At 66.9% G+C, this 23,937-nt stretch carries 22 protein-coding genes; 9 read left to right on the top strand and 13 right to left on the bottom strand.

Annotated elements, in window-relative coordinates:
• Positions 1 to 32 precede the first annotated feature (32 nt).
• From ACFYOW_RS30840 to ACFYOW_RS30830, 3 genes are all read right to left on the bottom strand, one after another.
• A complete protein-coding gene (locus ACFYOW_RS30840) occupies positions 33 to 1,004 on the bottom strand; it encodes an enoyl-CoA hydratase/isomerase family protein (RefSeq protein ID WP_387293589.1) in 972 nt (323 codons plus the stop codon).
• A 205-nt stretch (positions 1,005 to 1,209) separates the two neighbouring features.
• Complete coding sequence (locus tag ACFYOW_RS30835; RefSeq protein WP_387293588.1) at positions 1,210 to 1,833, bottom strand: TetR/AcrR family transcriptional regulator; 624 nt, start codon at positions 1,831 to 1,833, stop codon at positions 1,210 to 1,212.
• 42 nt (positions 1,834 to 1,875) lie between these two features.
• Positions 1,876 to 2,766, bottom strand: coding sequence for an alpha/beta fold hydrolase (locus ACFYOW_RS30830; RefSeq protein WP_387293587.1), 891 nt, complete (start codon positions 2,764 to 2,766; stop codon positions 1,876 to 1,878).
• A gap of 137 nt (positions 2,767 to 2,903) precedes the next feature.
• Between ACFYOW_RS30830 and ACFYOW_RS30825 the strand changes: the two genes are divergently transcribed.
• Entirely contained in the window at positions 2,904 to 4,763 is a 1,860-nt protein-coding gene (locus tag ACFYOW_RS30825) for a Na+/H+ antiporter (RefSeq protein ID WP_387293586.1), read from the top strand.
• Here the strand turns inward: ACFYOW_RS30825 and ACFYOW_RS30820 are convergent.
• Positions 4,752 to 5,309, bottom strand: a complete 558-nt coding sequence (locus tag ACFYOW_RS30820; RefSeq protein WP_387293585.1) for a TetR/AcrR family transcriptional regulator — start codon at positions 5,307 to 5,309, stop codon at positions 4,752 to 4,754. The genes ACFYOW_RS30825 and ACFYOW_RS30820 overlap by 12 nt on opposite strands.
• A 218-nt stretch (positions 5,310 to 5,527) precedes the next feature.
• Here ACFYOW_RS30820 and ACFYOW_RS30815 point away from each other — a divergent pair, with 218 nt between their 5' ends.
• From ACFYOW_RS30815 to ACFYOW_RS30805, 3 genes are read left to right on the top strand one after another with little or no spacing between them, the layout of a single operon-like run.
• Positions 5,528 to 6,142: a TetR/AcrR family transcriptional regulator gene (locus ACFYOW_RS30815; protein WP_387293584.1), complete on the top strand. Its 615-nt coding sequence runs from the start codon at positions 5,528 to 5,530 to the stop codon at positions 6,140 to 6,142.
• Between the two features lie 20 nt (positions 6,143 to 6,162).
• Positions 6,163 to 6,822, top strand: coding sequence for an enoyl-CoA hydratase-related protein (locus ACFYOW_RS30810; protein WP_387293583.1), 660 nt, complete (start codon positions 6,163 to 6,165; stop codon positions 6,820 to 6,822).
• A 37-nt stretch (positions 6,823 to 6,859) separates the two neighbouring features.
• Positions 6,860 to 7,642 carry a crotonase/enoyl-CoA hydratase family protein gene (locus tag ACFYOW_RS30805; protein ID WP_387293582.1) on the top strand — a complete coding sequence of 261 codons (783 nt, stop codon included), beginning with the start codon at positions 6,860 to 6,862 and terminating at the stop codon, positions 7,640 to 7,642.
• 91 nt (positions 7,643 to 7,733) lie between these two features.
• Here ACFYOW_RS30805 and ACFYOW_RS30800 read toward each other — a convergent pair whose 3' ends face one another.
• The gene (locus tag ACFYOW_RS30800) at positions 7,734 to 8,450 is read right to left on the bottom strand and encodes a dienelactone hydrolase family protein (protein ID WP_387293581.1); all 717 of its coding nucleotides are present in this window, start codon (positions 8,448 to 8,450) and stop codon (positions 7,734 to 7,736) included.
• A 179-nt stretch (positions 8,451 to 8,629) separates the two neighbouring features.
• Between ACFYOW_RS30800 and ACFYOW_RS30795 the strand changes: the two genes are divergently transcribed.
• The 3 genes from ACFYOW_RS30795 to fadD11 all read left to right on the top strand — a co-directional run bounded on the left by ACFYOW_RS30795 (position 8,630) and on the right by fadD11 (position 13,797).
• Positions 8,630 to 9,799, top strand: a complete 1,170-nt coding sequence (locus ACFYOW_RS30795; protein WP_387293580.1) for a lipase family protein — start codon at positions 8,630 to 8,632, stop codon at positions 9,797 to 9,799.
• Positions 9,800 to 10,453: 654 nt separating this feature from the next.
• The gene (locus ACFYOW_RS30790; protein WP_387293579.1) at positions 10,454 to 11,608 is read left to right on the top strand and encodes a methyltransferase; all 1,155 of its coding nucleotides are present in this window, start codon (positions 10,454 to 10,456) and stop codon (positions 11,606 to 11,608) included.
• A gap of 374 nt (positions 11,609 to 11,982) precedes the next feature.
• Positions 11,983 to 13,797, top strand: a complete 1,815-nt coding sequence (gene fadD11 / locus ACFYOW_RS30785) for a fatty acid--CoA ligase FadD11 (protein ID WP_387293578.1) — start codon at positions 11,983 to 11,985, stop codon at positions 13,795 to 13,797.
• A gap of 10 nt (positions 13,798 to 13,807) precedes the next feature.
• On the opposite strand, the gene ACFYOW_RS30780 is transcribed toward fadD11, so the two are convergent.
• Together ACFYOW_RS30780 and ACFYOW_RS30775 are read right to left on the bottom strand one after the other, a co-directional pair.
• Positions 13,808 to 13,999, bottom strand: a complete 192-nt coding sequence (locus tag ACFYOW_RS30780) for a ferredoxin (RefSeq protein WP_387293577.1) — start codon at positions 13,997 to 13,999, stop codon at positions 13,808 to 13,810.
• The gene (locus ACFYOW_RS30775) at positions 13,996 to 15,417 is read right to left on the bottom strand and encodes a cytochrome P450 (RefSeq protein WP_387293576.1); all 1,422 of its coding nucleotides are present in this window, start codon (positions 15,415 to 15,417) and stop codon (positions 13,996 to 13,998) included. Before ACFYOW_RS30775 ends, ACFYOW_RS30780 begins: the two co-directional genes overlap by 4 nt.
• A 118-nt stretch (positions 15,418 to 15,535) precedes the next feature.
• Between ACFYOW_RS30775 and ACFYOW_RS30770 the strand changes: the two genes are divergently transcribed.
• Entirely contained in the window at positions 15,536 to 16,198 is a 663-nt protein-coding gene (locus ACFYOW_RS30770; protein ID WP_387293575.1) for a TetR/AcrR family transcriptional regulator, read from the top strand.
• Between the two features lie 316 nt (positions 16,199 to 16,514).
• Here ACFYOW_RS30770 and ACFYOW_RS30765 read toward each other — a convergent pair whose 3' ends face one another.
• Both ACFYOW_RS30765 and mshC read right to left on the bottom strand, forming a co-directional pair.
• The gene (locus tag ACFYOW_RS30765; RefSeq protein ID WP_387293807.1) at positions 16,515 to 17,588 is read right to left on the bottom strand and encodes an MBL fold metallo-hydrolase; all 1,074 of its coding nucleotides are present in this window, start codon (positions 17,586 to 17,588) and stop codon (positions 16,515 to 16,517) included.
• Positions 17,589 to 18,227: 639 nt separating this feature from the next.
• A complete protein-coding gene (gene mshC / locus ACFYOW_RS30760; protein ID WP_387293574.1) occupies positions 18,228 to 19,466 on the bottom strand; it encodes a cysteine--1-D-myo-inosityl 2-amino-2-deoxy-alpha-D-glucopyranoside ligase in 1,239 nt (412 codons plus the stop codon).
• Between the two features lie 240 nt (positions 19,467 to 19,706).
• Between mshC and ACFYOW_RS30755 the strand changes: the two genes are divergently transcribed.
• Positions 19,707 to 20,579 carry an LLM class flavin-dependent oxidoreductase gene (locus ACFYOW_RS30755; protein WP_387293573.1) on the top strand — a complete coding sequence of 291 codons (873 nt, stop codon included), beginning with the start codon at positions 19,707 to 19,709 and terminating at the stop codon, positions 20,577 to 20,579.
• Between the two features lie 189 nt (positions 20,580 to 20,768).
• Here ACFYOW_RS30755 and ACFYOW_RS30750 read toward each other — a convergent pair whose 3' ends face one another.
• From ACFYOW_RS30750 to ACFYOW_RS30735, 4 genes are all read right to left on the bottom strand, one after another.
• Entirely contained in the window at positions 20,769 to 21,551 is a 783-nt protein-coding gene (locus tag ACFYOW_RS30750) for an SCO1664 family protein (RefSeq protein ID WP_387293572.1), read from the bottom strand.
• 3 nt (positions 21,552 to 21,554) lie between these two features.
• Positions 21,555 to 22,139 (bottom strand): DUF3090 domain-containing protein, encoded by a 585-nt coding sequence (locus tag ACFYOW_RS30745; RefSeq protein ID WP_040691105.1) that lies wholly within the window; start codon positions 22,137 to 22,139, stop codon positions 21,555 to 21,557.
• A gap of 71 nt (positions 22,140 to 22,210) precedes the next feature.
• Positions 22,211 to 22,966, bottom strand: coding sequence for a histidine phosphatase family protein (locus tag ACFYOW_RS30740; RefSeq protein WP_387293571.1), 756 nt, complete (start codon positions 22,964 to 22,966; stop codon positions 22,211 to 22,213).
• 16 nt (positions 22,967 to 22,982) lie between these two features.
• Positions 22,983 to 23,912, bottom strand: a complete 930-nt coding sequence (locus tag ACFYOW_RS30735) for an undecaprenyl-diphosphate phosphatase (RefSeq protein WP_387293806.1) — start codon at positions 23,910 to 23,912, stop codon at positions 22,983 to 22,985.
• Positions 23,913 to 23,937 lie beyond the last annotated feature (25 nt).

The raw sequence follows: 23,937 nt of genomic DNA, 5'->3' as shown, positions 1-23,937 counted from the left end.
AGCGAAACCGCCTGTCGAGATATGGATGCGGATCAACTGGTCTGGTCGACGCGAGTGCCGTCGATCCACGCCTTCGGCTCGGCCAGAAACGGTGTGTCGCCGAGCCGATCGAGATCGTCGAAGAAGGCGTGCTGGGTGCGGGTGGCCGCCTTACTGCTGCCGGTGGACAGGAAGGCGGCGAGTTCGTGATTCAGACTGCGCGACAACGATCTCTCCGTGCCGAAGTAGATGGCGTGCTTGAGCTCCCTGATGACGACCGGATTGCGCGCGGCCAGACGCGCCGCGGTGGCCTCGGTTTCGGCGAGCAACTCGTCCTCGGCGGTCAGCCGGTGCACCAGACCCAGGCGCAGGCCCTGCTGTGCGCTGAGCGGTCCACCTTCGAGGGTCAACTCGATCGCCTTGGCCGCGCCGATCAGCCGCGGCAGACGCTGGGTTGCGCCGCCGCCCGGAATGAGATCGGCGATCGATTCGATCTGACCGAGTTTGACGTGCTCGGCGTCGGCGGCATACCGGATATCGCAGGCCAGGGCGATCTCGTGGCCGCCACCGAGGGCCGGACCATTGATGGCGGCCAGATAGACCACGCGAGATCGGTTCATTCGCAGGGTCGTTCGCTTCCAGCGGTAACCCCACACCATGCCGGTGCCCAGACCGCCGCCGAAACGCTCCAGCACCCGCGCCGCGCCCGGTACCCGCAGGCTCGTATTGAGCACCGGGATCAGCGGCGCCACCGCGCGGGCCGGGATGAACGGATGCGGCATCGCGAGCATGCCGGTGAGCGCGCTCGGATCGGCGTGGGTGAGGAACCGCCCGGGCAGACCGCCCGTGAGCACGATCGCGCCGACCGTGTCGTCGGTATCGGCCGCCGCGGTGAGCAGGTCCAGATCCCGTACGACGGCGGGGGTGACGAAGTTCAGCGGCGGCGCGACGATGGTCGCGGTGAGCACTCTCCCGTTGCGGGCCAGGTCGATCGTCTCCAGGTCGAGCTCGGCTGCTCGCGACATCGGCGTCTCCTCGGGTCCGTGGTGGGCGCGGTGGAAGCTGCACCCGACACCGATTATGGTCTCCACCATAATCGGGATGTCAAGGGCACGCCCTGGTGAAATATTGCCCCGCATACCCCGAAAAACGGCTCTGAGCGTGCATTCTTCGCACGGTCGAACTGCCGAATGTGGCAGGAAAAGACCCACCTCACGGGTCGATCTGGCGCTACTGGGAAGCGCTGATGGCGTTCGTCAGATGGGCTTGCAACTCGCCGACGGTGTCCTCGAGCGGTGTGGTGGCACGCTCGACGCGACACAGCGCGATCGCCCCCTCGACGGCGGCGACGGTAAGCGTGGCCATGCGCCGCGAACGCACCGGATCGAGGCCGTGACGGCTGAGCAGATCGGTGAGCGCGGTATTCCAGCGGGCGAAGATCGCGGCGGCAGATGCCGCGAATTCCGGTGCGTCGTCATTGGTTTCGACGGCGACCGCGAAGATCGGGCAGCCCGCGCGGTAGTCGCTGTCGACGAGGGTCCGTCGCCACAGCGCGACGAACATATCCAGTGCGGCCCTCGGATCGTTCTCGCGGGTGATCGATTCGATGAATTCCGACATCGAACCACCGGCCGCGGTCAACGCGTCGGTGATCAGCTGGGTGCGACCGCCGGGAAAGTGGTGATAGACCGACCCGCGAGGCGCACCGGTATCGGCCAGTACTCGGTCCACACTGGTGGCGCTCGCGCCATGGATGCGCAGGGATTCGATCGTGCCCTCGATCATCCGCCGGCGCGCGTCACGTTGCCGTGGGCGCGCCGGAGCCTCCTTATTCGATCGGCGTGTCGCTGCCATGTAGCCATAGTATGGGAAACCCCATAACGCTGGGGTGTGCGTCTACCGCACGCGGCTGGTGTGGAAATCCAGCACCGCGGCCAAGGTCTCCCTGGGGGCTTCGAACTGGGGGTAATGGCCGACCTTCGGCAACTCGACCACATCCGGATCCGGGATCAGCTCGCGATAGCGGCGCACCATGTGCGCACCCGATACCGGATCGAGCAGACCGTCGATCAGCCGGACCGGAACCTGCGTGTCGACCAGCGCGCCCACCCAGCGCTCCCGGTTCGCCTTGCGCTCACCCATATACCGAATCAGCTTGTGCCCGTTGCTCTTCCCGTGCTTGCTGCACCACAGGATCCAGTACTGATCGAGCTCGTGGGCACTGGGACGGGTGTCGGGACCGAAGACCCCGGCGAGGCTGCGACGGAAGACCCGCTCGGTACCCAACACCCCGAGCAGCGGTCCCAGCGGACTCGCCAGCAACTTCTGCACCGGTCGCGCACGATGGGTCTCGGGGAACAGTCCGCCGTTGAGCAGACATACCGATTCGATCACCAGGGAATCGTCGCCGTCGGCGCGGCGCTGTGCGTCGCGGGCCAGCAACTCCTGGGCGACGGTGTCGCCGTAATCGTGGGCCAGGATGTGCGTGCGGGAAATCCCCTGCTCACGCAGCAGATTCTCGTGGAGATCGGCCTGATCGGCGATCCGGTAATCGTAATGGCGGGGTTTGGCCGACCAGCCGAAGCCGATCATATCCGGGGCGATGAGCCGCGCGAACCGCTCGCGCAGACCCGGCCACACCGCGTGCCAGTCCCAGGACGCGGTGGGGAAGCCGTGAATACAGAGCAGATTTCCGGCACCGTCACCGGTGCTGTCCTGCCAGAAGATCTGATGGCCGCGGTGGGTGTGGCGCCGACCGCTCGCCCGCCAGGACGCAAACTCTTCCATGTCTACCTCCTTCGTGCCGACAACTATTGCGCGCGCACGCTACCGCCACAGCCATTCGGGGGAACTGAACCACACTGTCCGTGTCACATACCGCATGGTCTTTTCGAGCCGGGTGTTTGCTCTGCGAGAATGCCACTGTGCATGTCGCGATCGGCCTCGTTGTTCTAGTCGCGTCGGCGGCGTCGCTCGCGGCGTTCGCGCGACGGTTCGGGATATCCGAACCGCTGGTGTTGACGCTGGCCGGGGTGGTCGCGTCGTATTTGCCGCACGTTCCCGAGGTCCATCCGGATCCCGAGGTCATCCTGCTGGGTTTCCTGCCGCCGCTGCTCTACACCTCGGCGATTCGCACCTCCCTGGTCGACTTCCGGGCCAATGCGCGCACCATCGCGCTGCTGTCGGTGGGTCTGGTGTTGTTCAGCACGTTCGCGGTCGCGGCGGTGGTGTGGTGGCTGCTGCCGGTACCGTTCGCGGTGGCGGTGGCCCTGGGTGCGGTGGTCGCACCGACGGATGCGGTGGCCGCGACCGGGATCGCGCGGCGCATCGGGATGCCGCGCCGGATCGTCACCATCCTCGAAGACGAGTCGATGTTCAACGACGCGACCGCGCTGGTGACGGTGCGCACCGCGATCGCGGCGGCCGCGGGCACGGTGTCGGTGTGGAAGGCCGGTGGTGACTTCCTGCTGGCCGCGGGCGGCGGCGCGGCGGTGGGCATCGTGGTCGCCTATCTGCTGGCGATGCTGCGGCGGCGGATCACCGATCCGGTGCTGGATACCACGCTGTCGTTCCTGGCGCCGTTCGTCGCCTATCTGCCCGCCGAGGGGATCGAAGCCTCCGGTGTGATCGCGGTGGTGACCTGCGGCATGGTGCTGGGGCACGGTGCGCCGGTGTGGCAGAGCGCCGCCTCCCGGATCGCCGAACGCACCAATTGGCGCACCATCCAATTCATTCTCGAGAGCGTCGTCTTCCTGATGATCGGGCTGCAGATGCGCGCGATCATCGAGGGCGCGTGGGACAGCGACCTCGACCACACCACGCTGATCGTGGGGGCGGTGGCGGTCATGTTGGCGGCGATGCTGTCGCGGCCGCTGTGGGTGTTCCCGGTCGCGTTGCTCCCGCGCAAGCTCGGATTGTCGAATGCCGATGTGCCGGTGAGTCATCCGGTGGTGGTGTCGTGGGCGGGCATGCGCGGCGTGGTCACCCTGGCCGCGGTGCTGCTACTGCCCGCCGACACCCCGCAGCTTCCGGTGCTCAAACTGCTCGCGCTCGTCGTGGTCGCGGGAACGCTGCTGCTGCAAGGGACTTCGCTGCCGTGGGTGGTGCGGCGGCTACATGTGCGCGGCCCGAGTCGCGCGGAAAACGCGCTGCAGAAGGCGAATCTGCTGCAGCAGGCGACCTCGGCCGGACTGGCCGAGCTGGAAAAGCACATCACCCCGGATACGCCGCCCGGTGTCGTCGAGACACTGCGTGATCGGGTCACCTGGAAGACCAACGCGGCCTGGGAACGGCTGGGCCGCTCGGAATCGGAACTGGCGACACCGACCGCCGAATATCGTCGGCTGCGGCTGGAAATGCTGCGCGCGGAACGGGAAACGGTACTGCGCGTGCGGGATTCGGGCGGCGCGGACTACGAGATCCTGCAGTACGTGCTCTCGCGGCTCGATCTCGAGGAATCGATGATCGACCGCTTCGACGAAACCGAAGAGGAACGCGTCGAACCGCTCGCCGCCCCGGTGGCGGCCGACAACTGCGCGCATCTCGAGTCCGCGCCGCTGGTGCGTGAGCCCACCGAACCCGACGAGTGCAAGGAATGCATCGCCGAGGGATATACCTGGGTGCATCTGCGAATGTGCCTGTCCTGCGGGCACATCGCCTGCTGTGACTCCTCGGTGGGCAATCACGCGACCAAGCATTACGCCGCTACCGGACATCCGGTGATGCGCAGTGTGGAGCCCGGTGAGGCGTGGCGGTGGTGCTATGTGGACGAGCTACTCGGCTGAGCGGCGAGCGTGGGAGTAGATCAACCGCGCGTACTGGGCCAGCAGTTGGTCCAGTGAAATATCCTCCCCGCCCGAGGCGATCTGCTGGTAGCCGATCAGCATCGACATGCCGAGCGCGGTGACCACCGCGGTGGTCTCCTCATCGCCCACAACGCCTTTGATCGCCTTGTGCACGGTACGGCGGCGCGATTCGTCGACCCGCTTGAGTGCCAGATTCACCGATTCGTCATTGCCTGCCCAGGCCCGGATCGCGGCCTCGGCGGCATGGTGCAGGCCCGCGGCGAGGTCGGACATGGCGCGGATGTCGTCGTCGGGATTGCCCTGGTTGAAGTTCAGCGTGCGCAGGATGATGACCTGGCGGTTCTCCCAATGCTCGAGCAGCGCGTCCACGAAGCCCTGCCAGCTGCCGAAATGGTGGTAGAACGAGCCGCTGGTGACACCGAGGCGGCGGCACAGCACGCCGATGTTGAGGCCCTTGAAGCCGAGTTCGGCCAAGACCTCCAGAGCGGTGTCGAAGTACTGCTCCTTGGTGACCACTCGTGACATTCGCAGGCGCCGTTTCTGTTCGTGCGGGCAAGGCGGGAGGACCAGACAGTACCTCATCGTATGTCCGTCGCGCCGAAACGTAACGAAGTCCACGCAGTGGGGTCGCCGCACCGCGAAAGTACCCGTGACCGGGCGAAACATGCAGTGGCATAGCGGAAGAGAGTTTGCCAGGGTGCTGCCGATTAATTACAGAGCAATTGCTCTGTTATAGTCGTGGCATGCCCCGCCCACGGACCCATGACCCCGACACCGTGCTCGATGCCGCGGAGTCGCTGGCGGTGCGCTCGGGTCCGGCTGCGGTCACCATCCGGGCCGTCGCGGCGGCCACCGGCGTGTCCAACGGCGCGATCTATCACACCTTCGGCTCGCGCGCGGAACTGCTCGGACGCAGCTGGTTACGGGCGGCGGGGCGGTTTCTGCGGATGCAGACCGAGTCGGTCGAGGCGCATCTGTCCGCGAACGACCTCACCTCAGGCGCGCTGGATGCGGTAGTGGCCGCCGCCGAGACGCCGGTGGAGTTCGCGCGGCGATACCCCGATTCCTCGAAACTGCTGCTGACCGTCTCACGTGACGAACTGCTCGGCGACGAACTGCCCGAACAGGTCGTCGCCGAACTCGCCGGAACCGATGACGCGCTGGTGCGACTGCTCATCCGGCTCTCACGTGCCCTGTGGGGCCGCGGTGACGCCGCCGCGGTCGATGTGATCACCACCTGCGTCGTCGACCTGCCTACCGGCATCCTGCTGCGCCGCGACCGGATCGCGAAACCCATTGCCCGCGAACACCTTCGCGCCGCCGTGCGCGCGGTGCTCGCGGTCGGCCCACCCGAATAACACCTAGAGCAAGGAACAACATGAGCACACTGAGCTACCACGAAAAGATCGCCGTCCTCGACCTCGGCGACGACGAAAACCGTTTCACCCCGGACTTTCTCGACGCGGTCGACGCGCACCTCGACACCGCAATCGCCGAGGAGGCACACGCTCTGGTGACCACCGCGAGCGGCAAATTCTACTCCAACGGCCTCGACCTGGACTGGCTGGTCGCCAACGGTGACCGCACCCAGTGGTACATCGGCCGGGTGCAGGCCCTGTTCGCCCGCGTGCTCACCCTGCCCATACCCACCGCTGCCGCACTGCCCGGGCACGCCTTCGGCGCCGGCGCCATGCTCGCCCTCGCCCACGACTATCGGGTGATGCGCGCCGACCGCGGCTTCTTCTGTCTGCCCGAGGTCGATATCCGCATTCCGTTCACCCCGGGAATGGCCGCGCTGATCCAGTCCAAGCTGCCCCCCAAGGCCGCGGTGGCCTCGATGACGACCGGTCGCCGCTTCGGCGGAATAGATGCCGCGGCGCTGGATATCGTCGACGCCACCGCGGGCGAAGCCGCGGTCGCCACCGCCGCCATCGCGATGCTCGCCCCGCTCGGCAGCAAGGATCCCGCGACGCTGGGCGCGATCAAGAACACCATGTTCGGTCCGGTCGTCGCCAAGCTGACCGAATCCAGCTCGTAGACGGTAGGTTCGGCACACATCAACTGAGGAGCCCGACATGACCGAGGCCGCCATCCTGCAACGCCAGGGCCATATCGCGATCATCACGCTGAACCGGCCCGAGGCGATGAACGCGGTGAACTCCGCGCTCTCGATCGCCGTCGGTGCGGCACTCGAGCAGGTCGCGGCCGATCGGGACCTGCGGGCCGCGGTGATCACCGGGGCCGGGCGCGCGTTCTGCGCGGGCGCGGACCTCAAGGAATTGGCACGCGGCAACGGGATTCACGACCCGGGCCATCCGGAGTACGGATTCGCCGGGCTGGTCCAGCATTTCATCGACAAGCCGCTCATCGCCGCGGTCAACGGATTCGCCCTCGGCGGTGGCACCGAAATCGTATTGGCCTGCGATCTCGCGGTGATGAGCGCCGATGCCGAACTCGGACTGCCCGAGGTCACCCGCGGGTTGTTCGCCGCCGCCGGTGGCGTGCTGCGGCTGCCGCGCCAGATCCCACCCAAGATCGCTCACGAGATGGTGCTCACCGGAGCGCCCATCGATGCCGCGGCCGCCGCGCACTGGGGGTTGGTCAACCGGGTCGTCCCGGCCGATCAGGTGCTGCCCACCGCGATAGCGCTCGCCGAGAAGATCGCCGCCAACGCACCGCTGTCGGTGCGCGCATCCAAGCGAATCATGCACCGCAGCAATGAATTCGGCTCTGATTGGGATGCGCCGATGTGGGAGATGAGTTTCCGGGAGGCGGGACCGATCTTCGCGAGCAAGGACGCGCTGGAAGGGCCGCGCGCGTTCGCGGAGAAGCGTGCGCCGCAGTGGCGCGGGGAGTGAGGTTTTCGCCGCAAGTCATCTCGGGTGGTAGGGATGCGGACGTGCGGGGCCGTGGTCGGACCGTCGGGTTGCGGCATGCCGCGAGCCCGCGCTACTCGGATTCGTCCGCCGCAGGCGCATCGGTCAGGTGCTTGTCGAAGAACGCGAAGATGCGATGCCAGGCATCGCGGGTGGCCTCGGCGTCGTACCCGAGACCGCCGACCCGCAGAACCGGGTCGATGCCGAAGACGTTGGCGAAGCCGTGCATGGTGCCCGGGTAGGTCTTGATGTCGTGCTCGACCCCCAGATCGGTCAGCACACGATCGAGTTTGCGGCCCGCGCCCAGGAGTGAGGGATCGAGCTGTGCATAGCTGGCCACCACCGGGCACGCGCCATCGAGTTGGGTGCGGTAGTCGCCGTAGAGGCCCGGATAGAACGGTGCGGCCGCGTCGAAACCCATTGGCGCGGTGAGCAATGCGAAACCACCGCCCATGCAGAAGCCGATGACCGCGGTCTTGCCGGTGCAGTCGGAATCGGCGACCAAGCGGTCGCGAGCGGCGAGTATCTCCCGGATCGCGGGGCTGGCGCCGGTGAAGATCAGCGACCGCATCACCGCGCGGATGCAGCGCACCCGGCCATTGGCGAACAGGTTCGGGGCGATCGCGAGATAGCCGTAGTCGGCGAGCATTTCGACATTGCTACGGATATCCGGGCCGAAACCGACACCGTCGTGCAGCACCACGACACCGGGCCACGGACCTACCCCGGTCGGGCGGGCCAGGATCGCTTCGAGAGCGCCATCCGGTGCGTCGAGCTCGATGGTGTCCATGTCAGCAATGTAGGCGACTGTCCCAGACGTGTACAGCTATTGCGTGGCGGGCCGCTATCGCGCGACAGGAATTTCGGAGTAGATCGTGAAATGCGCGGTGTCGCGGCCTCGGTTGGTTTAACCTCTGCCGACGCGGTGTCCCCGGTCAGCGCGTTGTTCGAGCGAAAGGCGACCTGTTCATGTTTCGGCTGCCGTGGCGCGCCCTCTCCGTCGCGACCACCCTGGCGCTCACCATATTCGCGGCCTCGCCCCTGGTCGCGGCCGACAGCGGTGACTACGCGAAATACGATCCCGACCCGACCGGCGACGCCTACCTCGATCAGCATTTCAATACCGACGGGCTGTCCAACGGCGCGATCCTGTCGTCGCGGTCGGTGCAGATTCTGCCGCCACTGGCCGCCACCAACGACTTCGCCGCCTGGCAGGTGTGGTTCAAATCCACTGCCGCCGACGGCTCTTCGATCGCCGCGCTCACCACGATCATGAAGCCCAAGACATGGAACGGGCGCGTCGTCAGCAATGACTACGCCATCGACAGCGCCGGGCTCCAATGCAATCCGTCCTACCAACTGACCCACTCGGTCTCCATCGAGGCGCCCGATGTCACCCGCCAACTGCTCGGGCACGGTTACGCGGTCGTGATGACCGACTACCAAGGCCCCAAGATGGCCTACGCACACGGGCCCACCCAGGCGCGTGAAGTGCTCGACGGAATCCGTGCCGCACTACAGTTTCCGGCAGCCGGACTCGCCGGCAGCCCCACCACGATGATCGGCTACAGCGGCGGTGCGATCGCCACCGTATGGGCCGCGCAGCTGCAGCCCGCCTATGCCCCCGAACTGCGGATCCTCGGCGCCGCCGCCGGTGGCACACCCGCCGACCTGAGCCTGCTGCGCAAAACGATGGACGGGAAACCGCCCGCCGGGGCGCTGTATCTGATGGCGGCGCTCGGCGTCGCCCGAGCCACGCCCGAGGCTTTCGACCTGCTCAACGACCTGGGGGTGCGGACCGCGCAGGAGAACAAGAACCTCTGCTCCAATGCCGCCCTGCTCGGCGCCGCACCGGTGGCGCTGCGCACGCTGACCAAGATCGACCCATACCCGACCGAAGTCGTCCAGCGGATCTACCGCGAAACCAAAGCCGGTGGCCTGACCCCGACGATGCCGATCTACCTGTGGCACGGCCTGTTCGACGAATGGATTCCCGCCGCCGGCGCACAGGCGCTACAGCAACAGTGGAAAAGCGCTGGGGTGGACGTGTCGCTGACCCTGCTGCCGTGCGACCACGTCACCTGTGCGTTCACCCCCGGGGCGATCGATCAGATCGACAAGTGGATGGGCGTCGCCTGACCGCGGTCCGACGTTTCCGGCACCCGAGAGCAGATTCGACTTCGGTGCACCACCGCGCGTGTGCTCGGTGGCATCCGCGAGCGTGCGAAGAATCAACAGCCGCAACGGATCCCGGAGCCCGATCCCGCGCGGCCGCGGCGGCCTTCGCCGAAATCGGCTCAGCTGTCGATGTTTTGGCCGCAGCCAGCCATCGCCACCAGCGAACGCAGATGTCAGCGCGTTGAGATCGCGCTCGGTCAGTAGCCCGGCGGAGCTGAGGCCGAGACGGGTCGAGTTGTCGGGAACTCTTGCGGCGGAAGTTGATTCGGTACACATTCGGCCCCGGCACGTCGACGACATCGACCCTGCGAAGCAGGCCCGCCTCACATCGATCCCACCGATACCGATCGGGCTTGCGGTGGCGGAGCACCTCGTGAGGGTCCGTTGTACGGACCCCGGTGCGTGGTGGCGGTAGCTCATGTGCGAATCTCAAGGTGTCGACTCAGGGAAAGGGCTGCTCATGATGCTCGGTATGGTCCTCGGCGACTTCGGTGCTCGCACTTCGACGCGGGACACCTAGTCCGTCCTTACAGCCCCGGCCGACTCAGGCCGTTCTCCCGCTTCTCGTCGAAGTGCTCTCCGTGCCAACGCACGTCCGATCACGAGGAGCACCCCATGTCGACCATTCACTGGACCGAAGCAGACACCGTCCACAGCGCACAGTGGCATTCCGAAAGCGCGGCGGTCGCGCCCGCGCAAGTCACCGTCGCCGATGACCGTATGCGTGCCGATACCGCCTACCGCCTGGCCTGCCAGGGGACGGCGCTGCTGTGGCGCGGCGATTTTCACAACGCCCGTCAGCTGTTGCAGGCATTGCGCCGCCGCGTAGATCGCAAACCCGTAGCGGCGGGCGCGGGACCGGCCGAATCCTTTCACCTCTATCGGCGGGCTCGTGGGCAGCGGGCACGGGTGTTGGGCAGGCTGATCGTGCAATTGGAGCCGGACCATTCCCTGGCGTTGCGCCGCGCGCCCGATGTTCGGCAAGCGTGCACCGAGGTATACGGGTCCGCGCATGAGCCGATGGTGATCGCCTTGACCGAACTACTCGGCGCGATCGGGGCGCACGAGTGGCGTGAAAACGGTGTCCTGGTACCGGCTCTCGACGCGCGGATCCACCCGCACTACGGGGTGTTCTCCCCCGTGCGCGGCGAATACGTCGATCTGGTCGCACAGGCGCCGCTGCCTGTTGCGCACCACACCGCATTCGACCTCGGAACCGGAACCGGCGTGCTGGCGGCGGTACTGGCCCGCCGCGGCGTCGACCACATCGTCGCCACCGATATCAATCCGCGCGCACTCGACTGCGCCCGCGACAATATCGACCGGCTCGGGCTCACGAACCGCATCGAAGTCCAAGGCCCCGGCCTGTACCCCGACGGCCGCGCACATCTGATCCTCTGCAACCCGCCGTGGCTCCCGATCCGTCCGACCTCCAGCGTCGAACAGGGCGTCTACGACCCCGACAGTGCCATGCTGCGCGCCTTCCTGACCGACCTCCCCGCTCACCTCGAACCCGGCGGCGAGGGCTGGCTGGTCCTATCCGATCTGGCCGAACGCCTCGGCCTGCGTACCCGCACCGAACTCCTCGCCGCCATCGACTCGGCGGGCCTGCGCGTCATCGAGCGGATCGACACCAAGCCGCAGCACTTCCGACCCCGCGACGCCACAGACCCGTTCCACGCAGCCCGAGCCGCAGAAGTGACCTCCCTGTGGCGCTTGGCCACCCGGATACCGTGCCAGCACCCGGGGTTCATCAAGGGCACCAGCTGATCCTGGTCGGTCCCGGGGTCCATCCAAGGCCCGCATCGCGCCGGAACCATCCGCGACGGCGCATACGGAGCATGTGGATCCCGCGACCGCCTGCAGAACTGGGAGTCGCGATCTGCCCTCGAACTCGGCATCGTGGCGCCACGAAACTCGCACGATTCGAAACCCGAAGCGCACTGGCCGCGTTCATCGGTCGGCTTCCGAATGGGTGATCGCCCCAACCCGGTGGCTCGGGTGCGACGCAAACCTCCGCCGGCCGTGACCGCGAGCGCGGAAGGCAGACGGGCACGGGCGGAATCGGGTGAAAACGGCACGCGGGGGTTGGGTGGCAACTTACGGTCGGGAAGAAAATGTGGCCGTAATGATTGTGGTGTGCGATGACCGAACCGAATACCTCCTGTGCCGCCTTCCAGCGGGTGGCGGCGATCGATCCCGCCGCGATCGCGGTGCGCTCCATCGGTGGCGGGCACGCGTTGACCTGGCGGGAGTACGCCGAGCAGGTCCGGCATATCGCGGCGGGATTGCATGCGCTCGGGATCGGGCGCGGGGATACGGTCGCGCTGATGATGGCCAATCGGGTCGAGTTCTATCCGATCGAGGTGGGCGCACAGCACACCGGCGCGACCTCGTTCTCGGTGTACAACACCCTCGCACCCGAGCAGCTGAACTATGTATTCGGCAATGCGGGCAATCGGGTGGTGATCTGCGAGGAACAGTACGTCGAGCGGGTCCGCACCTGTGGAGCGCAGATCGAGACCATCGTGTGCATGGATGCCGAGCACGCGGGAACGATCAGTCTCGCGGAGCTGAAGGCCAAGGGCCGCAACGATTTCGACTTCGAGGCGACATGGCGTTCGGTGCGGCCCGATGATATCGCGACCCTGGTCTACACCTCCGGTACCACCGGAAATCCGAAGGGCGTCGAGATCACACACGCCAACCTGACCGCCGAGGCGCAGGCCTTCAATGCGGTCCTCCCCGTGGAATTCGGCGACCGGCAGACCTCCTACCTGCCGACCGCGCATATGGCCGACCGGTTCACCGCGCTGTACCTGCAGGAGTACTACGGCACTCAGATCACCGTCGTGCCGGACCGCAACCAGCTGCCCGCGGCGCTATTGGATGCGCGCCCGACGATTTGGGGTGCGGTGCCACGAGTGTGGGAGAAGTTCAAGGCCGCGGTCGAGTTCTCGGTCGCCAACGAGCCCGACGAAACCACGAGGGCCGCACTGCAATGGGCGCTCGGTGTGGCCGCACGCAAGGCCGCAGTGCTACTGGAGGGCGGAACCGTGGATGCGGAGCTGGCCGCCGAATGGGCAAAGGCCGACGAGTCGGTGCTGTCGAAGTTGCGCGCCAAACTCGGCCTGGACCAGGTGAAGTGGGCGATGTCGGGTGCCGCGCCGATCCCGCCGGAGACCCTCGGTTTCTTCTGCGGTCTCGGTGTCCCCATCTCCGAGATATGGGGGATGTCCGAACTGACCTGTGTGGCCAGCGCCAGCCCACCCGCCGAGGCGCGCCTGGGCACCGTCGGTCGCATGCTGCCCGGTACGGAGGCCAAAATCGCCGACGACGGCGAATTCCTGGTCCGCGGACCACTCGTCATGAAGCGCTACCGCAAGGAACCGGGCAAGACCGCCGATGCGATCGACGCCGAGGGCTGGCTGCACACCGGCGATATCCTCACCCGCGACGCCGACGGGTATCTACGCGTGGTCGACCGCAAAAAGGAACTCATCATCAACGCGGCCGGAAAGAATATGTCCCCGGCCAATATCGAGAACACCATCAAGGCCGCCACCCCGCTGGTCGGCTCGATCGTCACCATCGGCGACGCCCGCCCCTACAACACCGCCCTGATCGTGCTCGACGCCGAATCCGCGACACCGTATGCGACTCAGCGCGGGCTGCCCGACGCCTCCGCCCCCGCCTTGGCCGCCGACCCGGGCGTCATCGCCGAAATCGCCCAGGGCATCGCCGCGGGCAACGCGAAACTGTCCCGCGTGGAACAGATCAAACGCTTCACCATCCTGCCCACCTTCTGGGAGCCCGGCGGCGACGAAATCACCCTCACCATGAAACTGCGCCGCAAACCCATCGCGACAAAATACGCCACCGAAATCGAAACCCTCTACGCCCCAACCCTATCCGCCACCACCCACGAACCAGCCACCCAAATCCCCTCCGAAGTCTGACCAGCGCCTCTCACGCCTCGGCGCGCAGGGCTTCCACTGGGCAGGTGTCGATGGCGAGCTGGGCGTCGGGGTCGTCAGGAGTGGGGACGGGGTCGGTGAGGATGCGGACCTTGCCGGAGTCATCGACCTGGAAGATGTGCGGGAGTAGGGCTTCGCACATGCCGTGGCCTTGGCAGCGGGTTCGGTCGGCGGTAATTCTCATGCGGGACGCCGGGTTTCGACGCGTGCGGCTTGCAGCCGGATCGGGAGGCCGTCGAGTGGGATGGGGCCGGTCGCCCAGCCCATCGGCGGCACATATCCGGCCGGTACCGACCACTGGTAGTGCAACAGCATGCGATGCATGATCGCCTTGACGGTCATGCCGCCGAAGTACAGGCCGATGCACTTGTGCGCGCCGCCGCCGAAGGGCGCCCAGACGTAGCGGTGGGATTTGTCCTCTTGGCGTTCGGCGGTGAACCGCTCCGGATCGAAGACATCGGGGTCGTGCCACCAGCGATCGATACGCATCGCCGAATGCGAGCCGATGACGACAATGGTGCCCGCGGGTAGGAAGTGGCCTTGAATCGCGGTGTCGCGCACCGTCTCCCGGATCTGCTGACCGACCGGGGAGTACATCCGCAGGATCTCCTTGAACACCAGATCCAGGGCGGGCAGCCGGTCGAGATCATCGTAATCGAGCGAATCCTTGCCCAGCGCTTGCGATTCGGCGCGCAGCCGGTCCTGCCATTCCGGATGCAGACCGAGTTGATAGCCCATCATCGCCAGCGCGATGGTGCTGGTGTCGTGCGCGGCCATCAGCACGAAGATCAGATGGTCGACGATGTCCTGATCGGTGAAGGTATGGCCCTCATCGCTGGCGGTGTGGCACAGCACGCTGAACAGGTCGTCACCGGTGCCCGCGCGTCTGGCGGGCATTTCGCGCCGGCAGTAGTCCTCGAGTATCTTGCGTCCGCGCAAGCCCTTGGCCCACACACCGCCGGGCAGATTGGTGCGCACCAACGCCTGCCCGCCGCGCACCGCATCGATGAACGCCCGCTCGAGCCGCGCCGCCTCGGGACCCAGGCGTGCGCCCATGAACACCTCCGACGCCATGCGCAGCAGCACATGTTTCGTTGCCGGGAAAAGCTGAAAGTCGTCGGCGGGCAACCAGTCACTCATGCCGCGGGCGATCGCCGGTGTGGTGATGTCGAGATAGCCGACCAGTCGCGGCCGGGTGAAGGCCTGCTGCAGAATGCGCCGGTGATAGCGGTGCTCCTCGAAATCGCGCAGCAGGATGCCGCCACGGAAGAACGGTCCGATGAAGAAGTCGTAGCCGCCCTTGGCGGAATACACCTTGTCCCGGTCCGCGAGCACCTCCTCGATCGCCTCCGGGCTCACCACCATCACGACCTCCCGCCCGAGCAGTCCGGACCACTGCACGGGACCGTATTTCCCGACGCGCCGCCGCGCGAAATCGAGGTTGTCCGTCATGGCTGGGAGGGCGTGCCCGATCACCGGTAAGCCGTAATCGCCTAGTATCGGCCGCAATTCGCTACCGGCGGGTGGTTCGGCGAGGGCTCGGGTCCGCGACGGATAACGCTCGGCCAGCGCGGATGCGGCGTACTTCGCTCGTCGGCCCATCGTCGACATCATGGTCGTCCTCTCGCATCCTTGCGAAAATCATGTGATCCACACCATACAGGAATCAATGGTTTCCGTAAACGGTTGTTTCCTGATTTGCCTGCGGCATACTGAGCCTGTGACACGGGCAGCGACCGGGATCTACCGCGGCACCTCCGCCGAGCAGCGGCGCGAGGAACGCCGCCGTCGCCTGATGGATGCGGCCCTGGAGATCATCGGCACCCAGGGCTGGGCGACGACCACGGTGCGCGGAGTCTGCGAACAGGCCAAGGTCGGCCCCCGCTTCTTCTACGAGAGCTTCTCGGACCTCGACGCCTTGGCCGCCGCCGTGCACGACGAGATCATCGACACCGCCGTCCGCAGTTCCCTCGACGCCCTCGACGCCGCACCCGAGGGGATTCCGGCCAAAACGCGCGCGGCGGTAACCGCCATCGTCACCTCCGTCATCGACGACCCGCGCCGCGCCCGCATCGCGTTCGCCGAAGCCCACGGCAGCGAAACGCTGATGCGCCGCCGCGCCGCCGCCATGCGCACCATCGCCGACGTCGTCGCCGATCAGGAACGCGCCCTCCTCGCGCCACCACCGGGCAGCGACACCCTGGTGCGCGCGGTGTCGCTGATGATCACCGGCGGCGCCGCCGAACTGATCCTGGCCTGGCTCGACGGCGGCATCGAGATCACCCGCGACGAACTCATCGACCTCTGCGTCGAATTCGTCCTCACCTTCGCCGACAACCTGGCCGCCATGGCCGCCCGCCTCCCATCCGGACCAGTTCCCTGAGTGGCGCTTCGATCTGGATGCCTCGCGAGTTGGTCGGGTCCATCGCCTCGATCGGAGTGCCGTATGGCTGGCAGCATTCGAGCAGCTCGATGGCTGTGCAAGGCTGGCGTCGGCTTCTGCACACGACGCTGCGCCGATCGAGTGAACAGCCCTGAGGCGTGGTGGGAGTCAGGGTTACAGGCGGGAACAAGTATCGGCCGAGGTAGCCGGAAGGTACTCGCCATAAGCCGCTCTGGGAGTTGTGCTGTGGCGGTCAGGCGGTGGGACTGCGACACTCGGCAAGGCGCGTGGCTGTAAGACGCTGTGGGAGTTGGGGTTACAGCGGGAAGGTCAGGCGGTGGGGATTGACGTAGTCGACCGGGTCGTAGAGGGGGCGCAGATCTGGGCGGTGGTCGGTGGGGATGCGAGCCAGTTCGTCACGCAGTGGGATGTCGTACGTGGCGGCGGAGGCGGTCAATCCGGGCAGCCAGTTGTCGTGGTGGCTAGGGACGAAGAGTGCGGGGCGGACGGCCTCGATGTAGCGGCGCGGGTCGCGAAGACCGTTGCTGATCTGGTTGAAGCCCTGGACCGCACCGATCTGGACGTCGGTGGGTGCAAGGTCGGCGAAAACGTCGAAGACCTGCGGGGCCTTCTCGGTGAGCGGACCCGAGGAATCGTGCCAGACCAGCGCGAATCCGGGAACGCGGAATTGGTAGAGGAGGGTGCCGCCCTCCGGATCGCCGAGGCGTGGCGCACTCTGCAGGACACCTGCCAGCGTCGGTGGATGCCGCACCACAGCGCCCAGTTCCGGCAGCGGGAAGAACGGCGCGGACCCGCCGGGCCGCTCGGGAGCGGTGCGCGCGGAGTGCAGGTGACGAACCGCGGTGACCTCGACCGGTCCTACAGTGAACTCGTGTCGCTCCCCCGGCAGCGACGCACCGTCCCCGAGCGCGACCGTTCGGAATGTCGGGTCCGCCACCTGCGCACGGATATTCACGCCGTGCTCGGCGGTTCCATACACGACTGCCCCCGACGCCTCGGCGATCCGACCCGCATCAGCGGCATGATCGAAATGCCCGTGCCCGATGAATATCGCCTCCGGCGCCAGATCCGCCAGATCCTGCGCCGTCGCGGGCACATAACCGGTGCTCGTCAGCCGCGGCACCCACGCATCCAGCAGAAACACCGACCCGGCCAGCGCGAACGCATAGGTCGTACACCCCACCCAGGACAACACCACTCGATCCGCACGCACCGCACCCGTTTCCGGATCCACCACGTCCGCCCCGAAGAACCGCACCCGCGCTGCCACCGTCCGCGGATCCCCCTGCGCAGCCGAGGCCTGCAACCGCCCCGCCGCCAACGCCGCGCCCGCGTCGATCACACCACCGAGCGCCGACCACCGCCCCACCAAGCCCCGAGGATGAATGCCACACACCCGTGTACAACACCACGGATCACCTCCCCGAACAACCCACGCACGCTCAGGCAGCTGCCACCGAGCCGACATTCCTAGCCACACAGGCACTTTCGCACCCACCCACGCCGGATCGCAGATACGCAGGCCGAAGCGTGTGAAGGAATGCGTCGAATTGCTCTCGGCAGCCGCTGACAGCTGCGCGCGTCTGCACGCCGCGCCGCTCATCAGTGAGCTGATCGAATCCGCTCGGGCGCGGCTGGTTACCGGCAGTGCGGCGGTTTCGGCGCCAGTGATAACCACCTCGATGGCCTGAGATCCACGACCGGAGCTCGCGGCCCTACCGAGCGCATGCAGCGGACCGCTGGTAAGTGTCCCTGCAGTTCACATTCAGGGGTAGCCGTGATATCGAGACGGGGCGCGAATCTCGCGCTACCGTCCGCCGCCGTCGCATGCCGAAGTGCGGCCCGCCACCGCAACGGACAGGACGTGGATGCCGCTCCGCTCGGGGCGGGTTACCGCTGTGACGCCTACCGAATCCACGGCTGTGGAGCGCAGACCGCGCGGTGGGGTACAACCACACCTCAGCGGCGCGCCCACAGCATGCGCCGATCTGTGTTCAGGCGGGGTGGATTACAGCTGTACGCCCAGCAGACCGTCCACGGCGGTTGTGATCAAGGCTGGGGCCGCGCTGTCCTGACCTCCGTAGTTCAGGGCTTGGTTGGCCCAGTTATCCACGGCGGCAAGGGCTTTCGGGGTGTCCAGGTCGTCGGCGAGGTGTTGGCGGAGGCGGGCGACGGTGTCCTCGGCGGCCGGGCCGGAAGCGAGCACGGCGGCTCGGCGCCACAGGTCCAGGCGGCCGGTGGCGCCGGCGAGGACGGCGTCGGTCCACATTCGGTCTTGGCGGTAGTGACCGGCGAGCAGGCCGAGGCGGATCGCGGCAGGGTCGACGCCCGCGGCGCGCAGTTTCGAGACGAGCACCAAATTGCCGCGCGATTTGGACATCTTCTCGCCGTCCAGGCCGATAAGACCGGCGTGCACGTAATGGCGGGCGAAGCGGCGGCCCGCGATCAATGCCTCGGCGTGTGCGGCGGAGTATTCGTGGTGCGGGTAGATCAGGTCGCTGCCGCCGCCTTGGATATCGAATTCGGGGCCCACGCGGTTGAGCGCGATCGCCGCACACTCGATATGCCAACCGGGTCGCCCGGCACCGAAGGGCGCCGGCCACGACGGCTCGTCGGGACGCGCGGCGCGCCACAGCAGTGCGTCGATGGTGTCGCGCTTGCCGGGACGGTCGGGATCGCCGCCGCGTTCGGCGAACAGGCGATCCATGGTTGCGCGGTCGTAGCCGGATTCGTAGCCGAACTGCTCGGTGGCATCGGCGCGGAAGTAGATGTCCGGATATTCGGCATCCTCGACCGTGTATGCCGCGCCCGAGGCCAGCAGCTTCTGCACGAATTCGATGACCTCGTCGACGGACTCCACGGCGCCGATGTAGTCGCGCGGCGGCACGATGCGCAGGGCGGACATGTCCTCGCGGAACAGATTGATCTCGCGGGTGCCCAGATCACGCCAGTCCACACCGTCGCGGGCGGCGCGCTCGAACAGCGGGTCGTCGACGTCGGTGACGTTCTGTACGTAGTGCACCTCATGGCCCGCGTCGCGCCACAACCGGTTGACCAGGTCGAACGTCAGGTAGGTGGCGGCATGCCCGAGGTGGGTGGCGTCATAGGGGGTGATCCCGCAGACGTACATGGTGGCCGTAGGGCCCGGGGTCACCGGGCGAACCTGCCGGTCGGCGGTGTCGTACAACCGCAACGGTGGCCCTGCTCCGGGAATTGTCGGTAGGGCGGTATCGGACCAGGACTGCATGATTCGAGGGTAAAGGTGTGGTGGCGGCCATTGCGCCGCGCCCTGCTCCCAGCAGTAGGTTGTAAGGCAACCACCCCGGATCTGACCTGCCCCGATGCCGCAAATGTCGAATGTCAATGTTTGCCGTCCGGCGGATCGTATTGCCGCGAGTGGCGCAGGTCACTGTCGCTGAGTTTGCCGTGCGCACCGGGCTGTCCGAATTTCGGCCGCGGCCGAGTGCGATCGCGCTAGGTTGGACGGGTGACTGTTCTCGGTGCGGTGTCGATGCCCCAAGTTTCCCCAGAACATTTGGCCGCGGTCGCGGCCGCAGCCGAGGACAGCGGTCTCGAAGAACTGTGGTTGTGGGAGGACTGCTTCTGGGCCGGTGGAATCACCACCGCCGCAACGGTGTTGGCGCGGACCGAGCGGGTGCGCGTCGGGATCGGGGTGATGCCGGTGCCGCTGCGTAATGTGGCGCTCACCGCCATGGAGGTGGCGGCGCTGTTGCGGCTGCATCCGGGCCGGGTGCTTCCTGGTTTCGGACACGGTGTGCAGGACTGGATGGGACAGATCGGCGCGCGGGTCGAATCGCCGATGACGCTGCTACGCGAACATCTGGTTGCGCTGCGCGGACTGCTGAACGGTGAAAAGGTCAGCGCCGCAGGCCGATACGTGCGCCTCGACAATGTCGCCCTGGAATGGCCGCCGATCACGCCCCCGCCGATCACCGCCGCCGCGACCGGCCCGCAGACCCTGCGACTGTCCGGCGAACTCGCCGACGCCACCATCCTCACCGCACGAACCACCCCCGACGGCGTCCGCGCCGCCCGTGCGCGCATCGAGGAAGGCCGCGCGAAAGCCGCACGCACCGAACCGCATCGGGTGATCGTCAACCTGCTGACGGCCACGGGCCCGGACGCGGCCGCACGCTTGACGGCGGCCCAGCAACGCAACTCCGGCGAGCATCCGGCAGAGGCAGGCGTCGCGGGCGACGCACACGCCATCGTGGATGCCGTCCGCCGCTACGCCGACGCCGGCGCCGACACCGTAGTCCTCGAACCCACCGATGACGATCCGAACCTGATCGAATTCGTCCGCTTCGTCGGTGCCGAAGTCCGCCCGCTGCTCAACTGAGCGCCACTCCCGGTCGCGGTCGTGCATCTGCAGAACGCCGCACGAATCTTCGCCCCGCCGTGCCAGGTCGGACAGCGGAAACCGTAACGCCTCAGGCGGCATATGCGCCCCGACACTCGATGCAATACAGCACCGCCCGCACATCGCAAGCGGCCGCCGACGGTATCCCCGGGCTGGGCCGACTTCAGCTCAGAACGCGGGCCACGGGATCGGCCGCGACGTGCGCGGCACCGGCATCACCGGGTTGTCCAGCAGTTCCTGCGTACGGTCGGCGAGCGCCTCGATCTCCGCATCGGTGAGATGCGTTGCGAGATCATCGGCGACCGAACCGGGCAGCTCCTCGGCGAAGGCGGCGATATCGGCCATCAACCCGTCACAGATGGGTTTACCCGCCCAGCCCCACAGCACAGTGCGCAACTTGTGCTCAGTGTGCAGGCAGATACCGTGATCGACGCCGTAGACCTGCCCGTCGACACCTTCCAGCGCATGCCCGCCCTTACGGTCGGCATTATTGAGCAGCACGTCGAGCACCGCCATCCGCTGCAGGCGCGGATCGTCGGCATGGATCAGCGACACCTCGTTACCCTCCGGATCCTCGGCGCGCAGCACCTCGCAGAACCCGTCGGGCACCGCACCCAACGGCACCAGATCCACCAGATCGAGCCGGTTGCCCTGATCGGTGTGGTTGTCCACCGACTCCACCCACCGCTGCACCATGCCCGGCCCATAGGGGCCATCGCGCAGGATCGTCTCCGGAATGACACCCCAGCCGAGCGCAGCCGAGACCCGATACGAGGCCACCTCACGCCCGGCCAGGGTGCCGTCCGGGAAATCCCACAGCGGCCGCTCCCCGCGCACCGGCTTGTAGACCACGCGAACGCCGTCCGTATCGCAGACCAGGGTGACATTGCTCGCGGTCGTCACCCGCCCGATCACCGTCAATTCCGCGTTGTGCCACCCAGGCTCGGCCACGGCCTACTCCTCTAGCTCGGCCGCGCCGAAAATATCCCCGCGCTTGTATCCGTTGGTTCGCACACACATATGCCCGCGCGAGGAAAGCGGTTCCCCGCACAGCGGACACGGCGGCCGGCCCGCCGCGATCACCCGGGTGGAGCGCAACGCGAACTCCCGCGCCTGGATCGGGGTCAGGAACACCCGCACCGCGTCGGGGCCCTCCTCGGTGTCATCGAGCACCACCGACTCGTCGACCTCGGTTTCGGTGATCGCCAACAGTTCCACCACCACCGCGCCCGCATCGGCGTCCCAGCCCAGGCCCATGGTGCCGACCCGGAACTCGGCGTCGATCGGGGTCACCAGCGGGTCGCTGTCGGAGATGTCCTCGGCCTGCGGCGGCACCTCGGCGCCGAAGCGGCGCGCGACCTCGTCGAGCAGCAGACCCATCCGGTCGGCGAGCACCTTCACCTGTTGCTTCTCCAGCAACACGCTGACCACCCGTGGTTCCTGCACGGCCTGCAGGTAGAACGCGCGATCGCCCGGCTCACCGACGGTCCCGGCGACAAAACGATCGGGGGTGCGAAATACGTGGATTGCGCGAGACATCTGCACCTCCTGATACGTGACCCTGATCGACTACCCGCGGCGCTGGACTCCGCAACACGCCACCTACTCGTTTACAAGGAATCTCGAAGCTCCGCATTCCCATTATCCGCACTCGGGGTACCACCCAGCTCGCCACCGGGAACCGGACCGGCTTCGGGCTCTGCGGGCGACCCGGAATCCGAGGCGGGCCGTTGCGGTTTGATTGCCAAACCGGACAGATCCGCCCCCGTGTCGTTGAGCCGAACCACATACGGCGCGGTCGGGGTGTAGCGCACGATGCTGAGCGAGGCGGGTTCGACCACGATGCGCTGGAAACCGTCGAGATGCAGGCCGAGCGCGTCGGCGAGCACGGATTTGATCACGTCACCGTGCGTGCACGCCACCCACAGCACATCGTGCCCGGCCTTCTCGGCGAACCGTCGATCGTGCTCGCGCACCGCGGCCACCGCACGGCTCTGTACCTGCGCCAGACCTTCGCCGCCGGGAAAGACCGCGCCCGAGGCGTGCCGCTGCACCACCTTCCACAGCGGTTCGGTCAGCAGATCCGCGATCGCCTTGCCGGTCCAGTCGCCATAGTCGACCTCGATCAACCGGTCCTCGTACTCCGGCTCCAGACCGAGCTTTTCCGCAAGCGGTGCGACCGTGCGCTGACAGCGCAGCAGCGGCGAATGCACAATGTGCTCGATCGGCAGCGCGGCGAGCCGTTCGGCGACGGCGCGGGCCTGAGTATCGCCGTACTCGGTCAGATCGACGCCCGCACTGCGCCCGGCCAGGGTGCGGGCGGTATTCGAGGTCGAAACACCGTGCCGCAGCAGGATCACCGTCATGGCACCAGCCTAACGATCATGTCGCCGACACCACTCCGCTCGCGAGCAGGCCCATGACCGTCATCCCGAGCACAATGCGGTAGCCGACGAACCAGTCCAGGGAATGTTTGCCGACGAACTTCAACAGCCACGCCACCGAGGCATACCCGACCACGAACGCCAGAATCGTCGCGACCAGCAGTTGTGGTCCGCTGGCATTGAGGCCCTCACCCGCCGGTTCGAACGCGTCGGGCAGGCTGAACAGGCCCGACGCGGTCACCGCGGGAATGGCGAGCAGGAACGAGAACCGCACGGCCGCTTCACGCTCGAGCCCGAGGAACAGACCCGCCGTCGCGGTCGCACCGGAACGCGACACACCCGGAACCAAGGCCAGACATTGCGCGAACCCCATGATCAAACCGTCGCGGGTGGTCAGCTGCTCGATCGGGCGGATCCTGCGTCCGTAGTACTCACCGGCGGCGATGACCAGCGCGAACGCGACCAGCATGAACGAGATCAACCACAAATTGCGGGCACCGGTGCGGATCAGATCCTTGAACAGGAATCCGAGCACGCCGATCGGGATCGTCGCGATGATCACATACCAGCCGATGCGGTAGTCGAGTTCACGCTGCGCCTGTTCGTCCAGGACGCGCTTGTGATCGGCGGTGATGACCGGAAGGCGCATGGTGGGCTGGTCGTGCAGCGGCAGCTCCGGCTCGCCACGCTTGGTCAGCCGATCACGCAGCCCGGCGAACCACGCGAGGATGATCCGCCAGATGTCCTTGGCGAAGAACACCAGCACCGCCGCCTCTGTGCCCAACTGGGTGACCGCGGTGAACGAGGCGCCCGCGTCGTCGCCGAAGAACACCCCCGACACGATGCGCAGATGCGCCGAGGAGGAGATCGGCAGAAACTCCGTGAGACCCTGCACCAGACCAAGTACCAAGGCCTGAACCCAGGTCATCGACTCGCCGACCACGAACCAGCCT

It is taken from the genome of Nocardia sp. NPDC006982 (genome assembly GCF_042869435.1).
Lineage (GTDB): Bacteria > Actinomycetota > Actinomycetes > Mycobacteriales > Mycobacteriaceae > Nocardia.
This window is presented reverse-complemented; position numbering and strand designations above follow the sequence as displayed.

Coding starts and splice junctions, on each gene's coding strand:
- ACFYOW_RS30835 (WP_387293588.1), bottom strand. CDS start 1,833: ATGGCAGCGACACGCCGATCGAATAAGGAGGCTCCGGCGCGCCCACGG.
- ACFYOW_RS30810 (WP_387293583.1), top strand. CDS start 6,163: ATGAGCACACTGAGCTACCACGAAAAGATCGCCGTCCTCGACCTCGGC.
- ACFYOW_RS30790 (WP_387293579.1), top strand. CDS start 10,454: ATGTCGACCATTCACTGGACCGAAGCAGACACCGTCCACAGCGCACAG.
- fadD11 (WP_387293578.1), top strand. CDS start 11,983: ATGACCGAACCGAATACCTCCTGTGCCGCCTTCCAGCGGGTGGCGGCG.
- ACFYOW_RS30775 (WP_387293576.1), bottom strand. CDS start 15,417: ATGGGCCGACGAGCGAAGTACGCCGCATCCGCGCTGGCCGAGCGTTAT.
- ACFYOW_RS30820 (WP_387293585.1), bottom strand. CDS start 5,309: ATGTCACGAGTGGTCACCAAGGAGCAGTACTTCGACACCGCTCTGGAG.
- ACFYOW_RS30735 (WP_387293806.1), bottom strand. CDS start 23,912: ATGACCTGGGTTCAGGCCTTGGTACTTGGTCTGGTGCAGGGTCTCACG.
- ACFYOW_RS30745 (WP_040691105.1), bottom strand. CDS start 22,139: ATGTCTCGCGCAATCCACGTATTTCGCACCCCCGATCGTTTTGTCGCC.
- ACFYOW_RS30780 (WP_387293577.1), bottom strand. CDS start 13,999: ATGAGAATTACCGCCGACCGAACCCGCTGCCAAGGCCACGGCATGTGC.
- ACFYOW_RS30830 (WP_387293587.1), bottom strand. CDS start 2,766: ATGGAAGAGTTTGCGTCCTGGCGGGCGAGCGGTCGGCGCCACACCCAC.
- ACFYOW_RS30800 (WP_387293581.1), bottom strand. CDS start 8,450: ATGGACACCATCGAGCTCGACGCACCGGATGGCGCTCTCGAAGCGATC.
- ACFYOW_RS30805 (WP_387293582.1), top strand. CDS start 6,860: ATGACCGAGGCCGCCATCCTGCAACGCCAGGGCCATATCGCGATCATC.
- ACFYOW_RS30840 (WP_387293589.1), bottom strand. CDS start 1,004: ATGTCGCGAGCAGCCGAGCTCGACCTGGAGACGATCGACCTGGCCCGC.
- ACFYOW_RS30740 (WP_387293571.1), bottom strand. CDS start 22,966: ATGACGGTGATCCTGCTGCGGCACGGTGTTTCGACCTCGAATACCGCC.
- mshC (WP_387293574.1), bottom strand. CDS start 19,466: ATGCAGTCCTGGTCCGATACCGCCCTACCGACAATTCCCGGAGCAGGG.
- ACFYOW_RS30815 (WP_387293584.1), top strand. CDS start 5,528: ATGCCCCGCCCACGGACCCATGACCCCGACACCGTGCTCGATGCCGCG.
- ACFYOW_RS30795 (WP_387293580.1), top strand. CDS start 8,630: ATGTTTCGGCTGCCGTGGCGCGCCCTCTCCGTCGCGACCACCCTGGCG.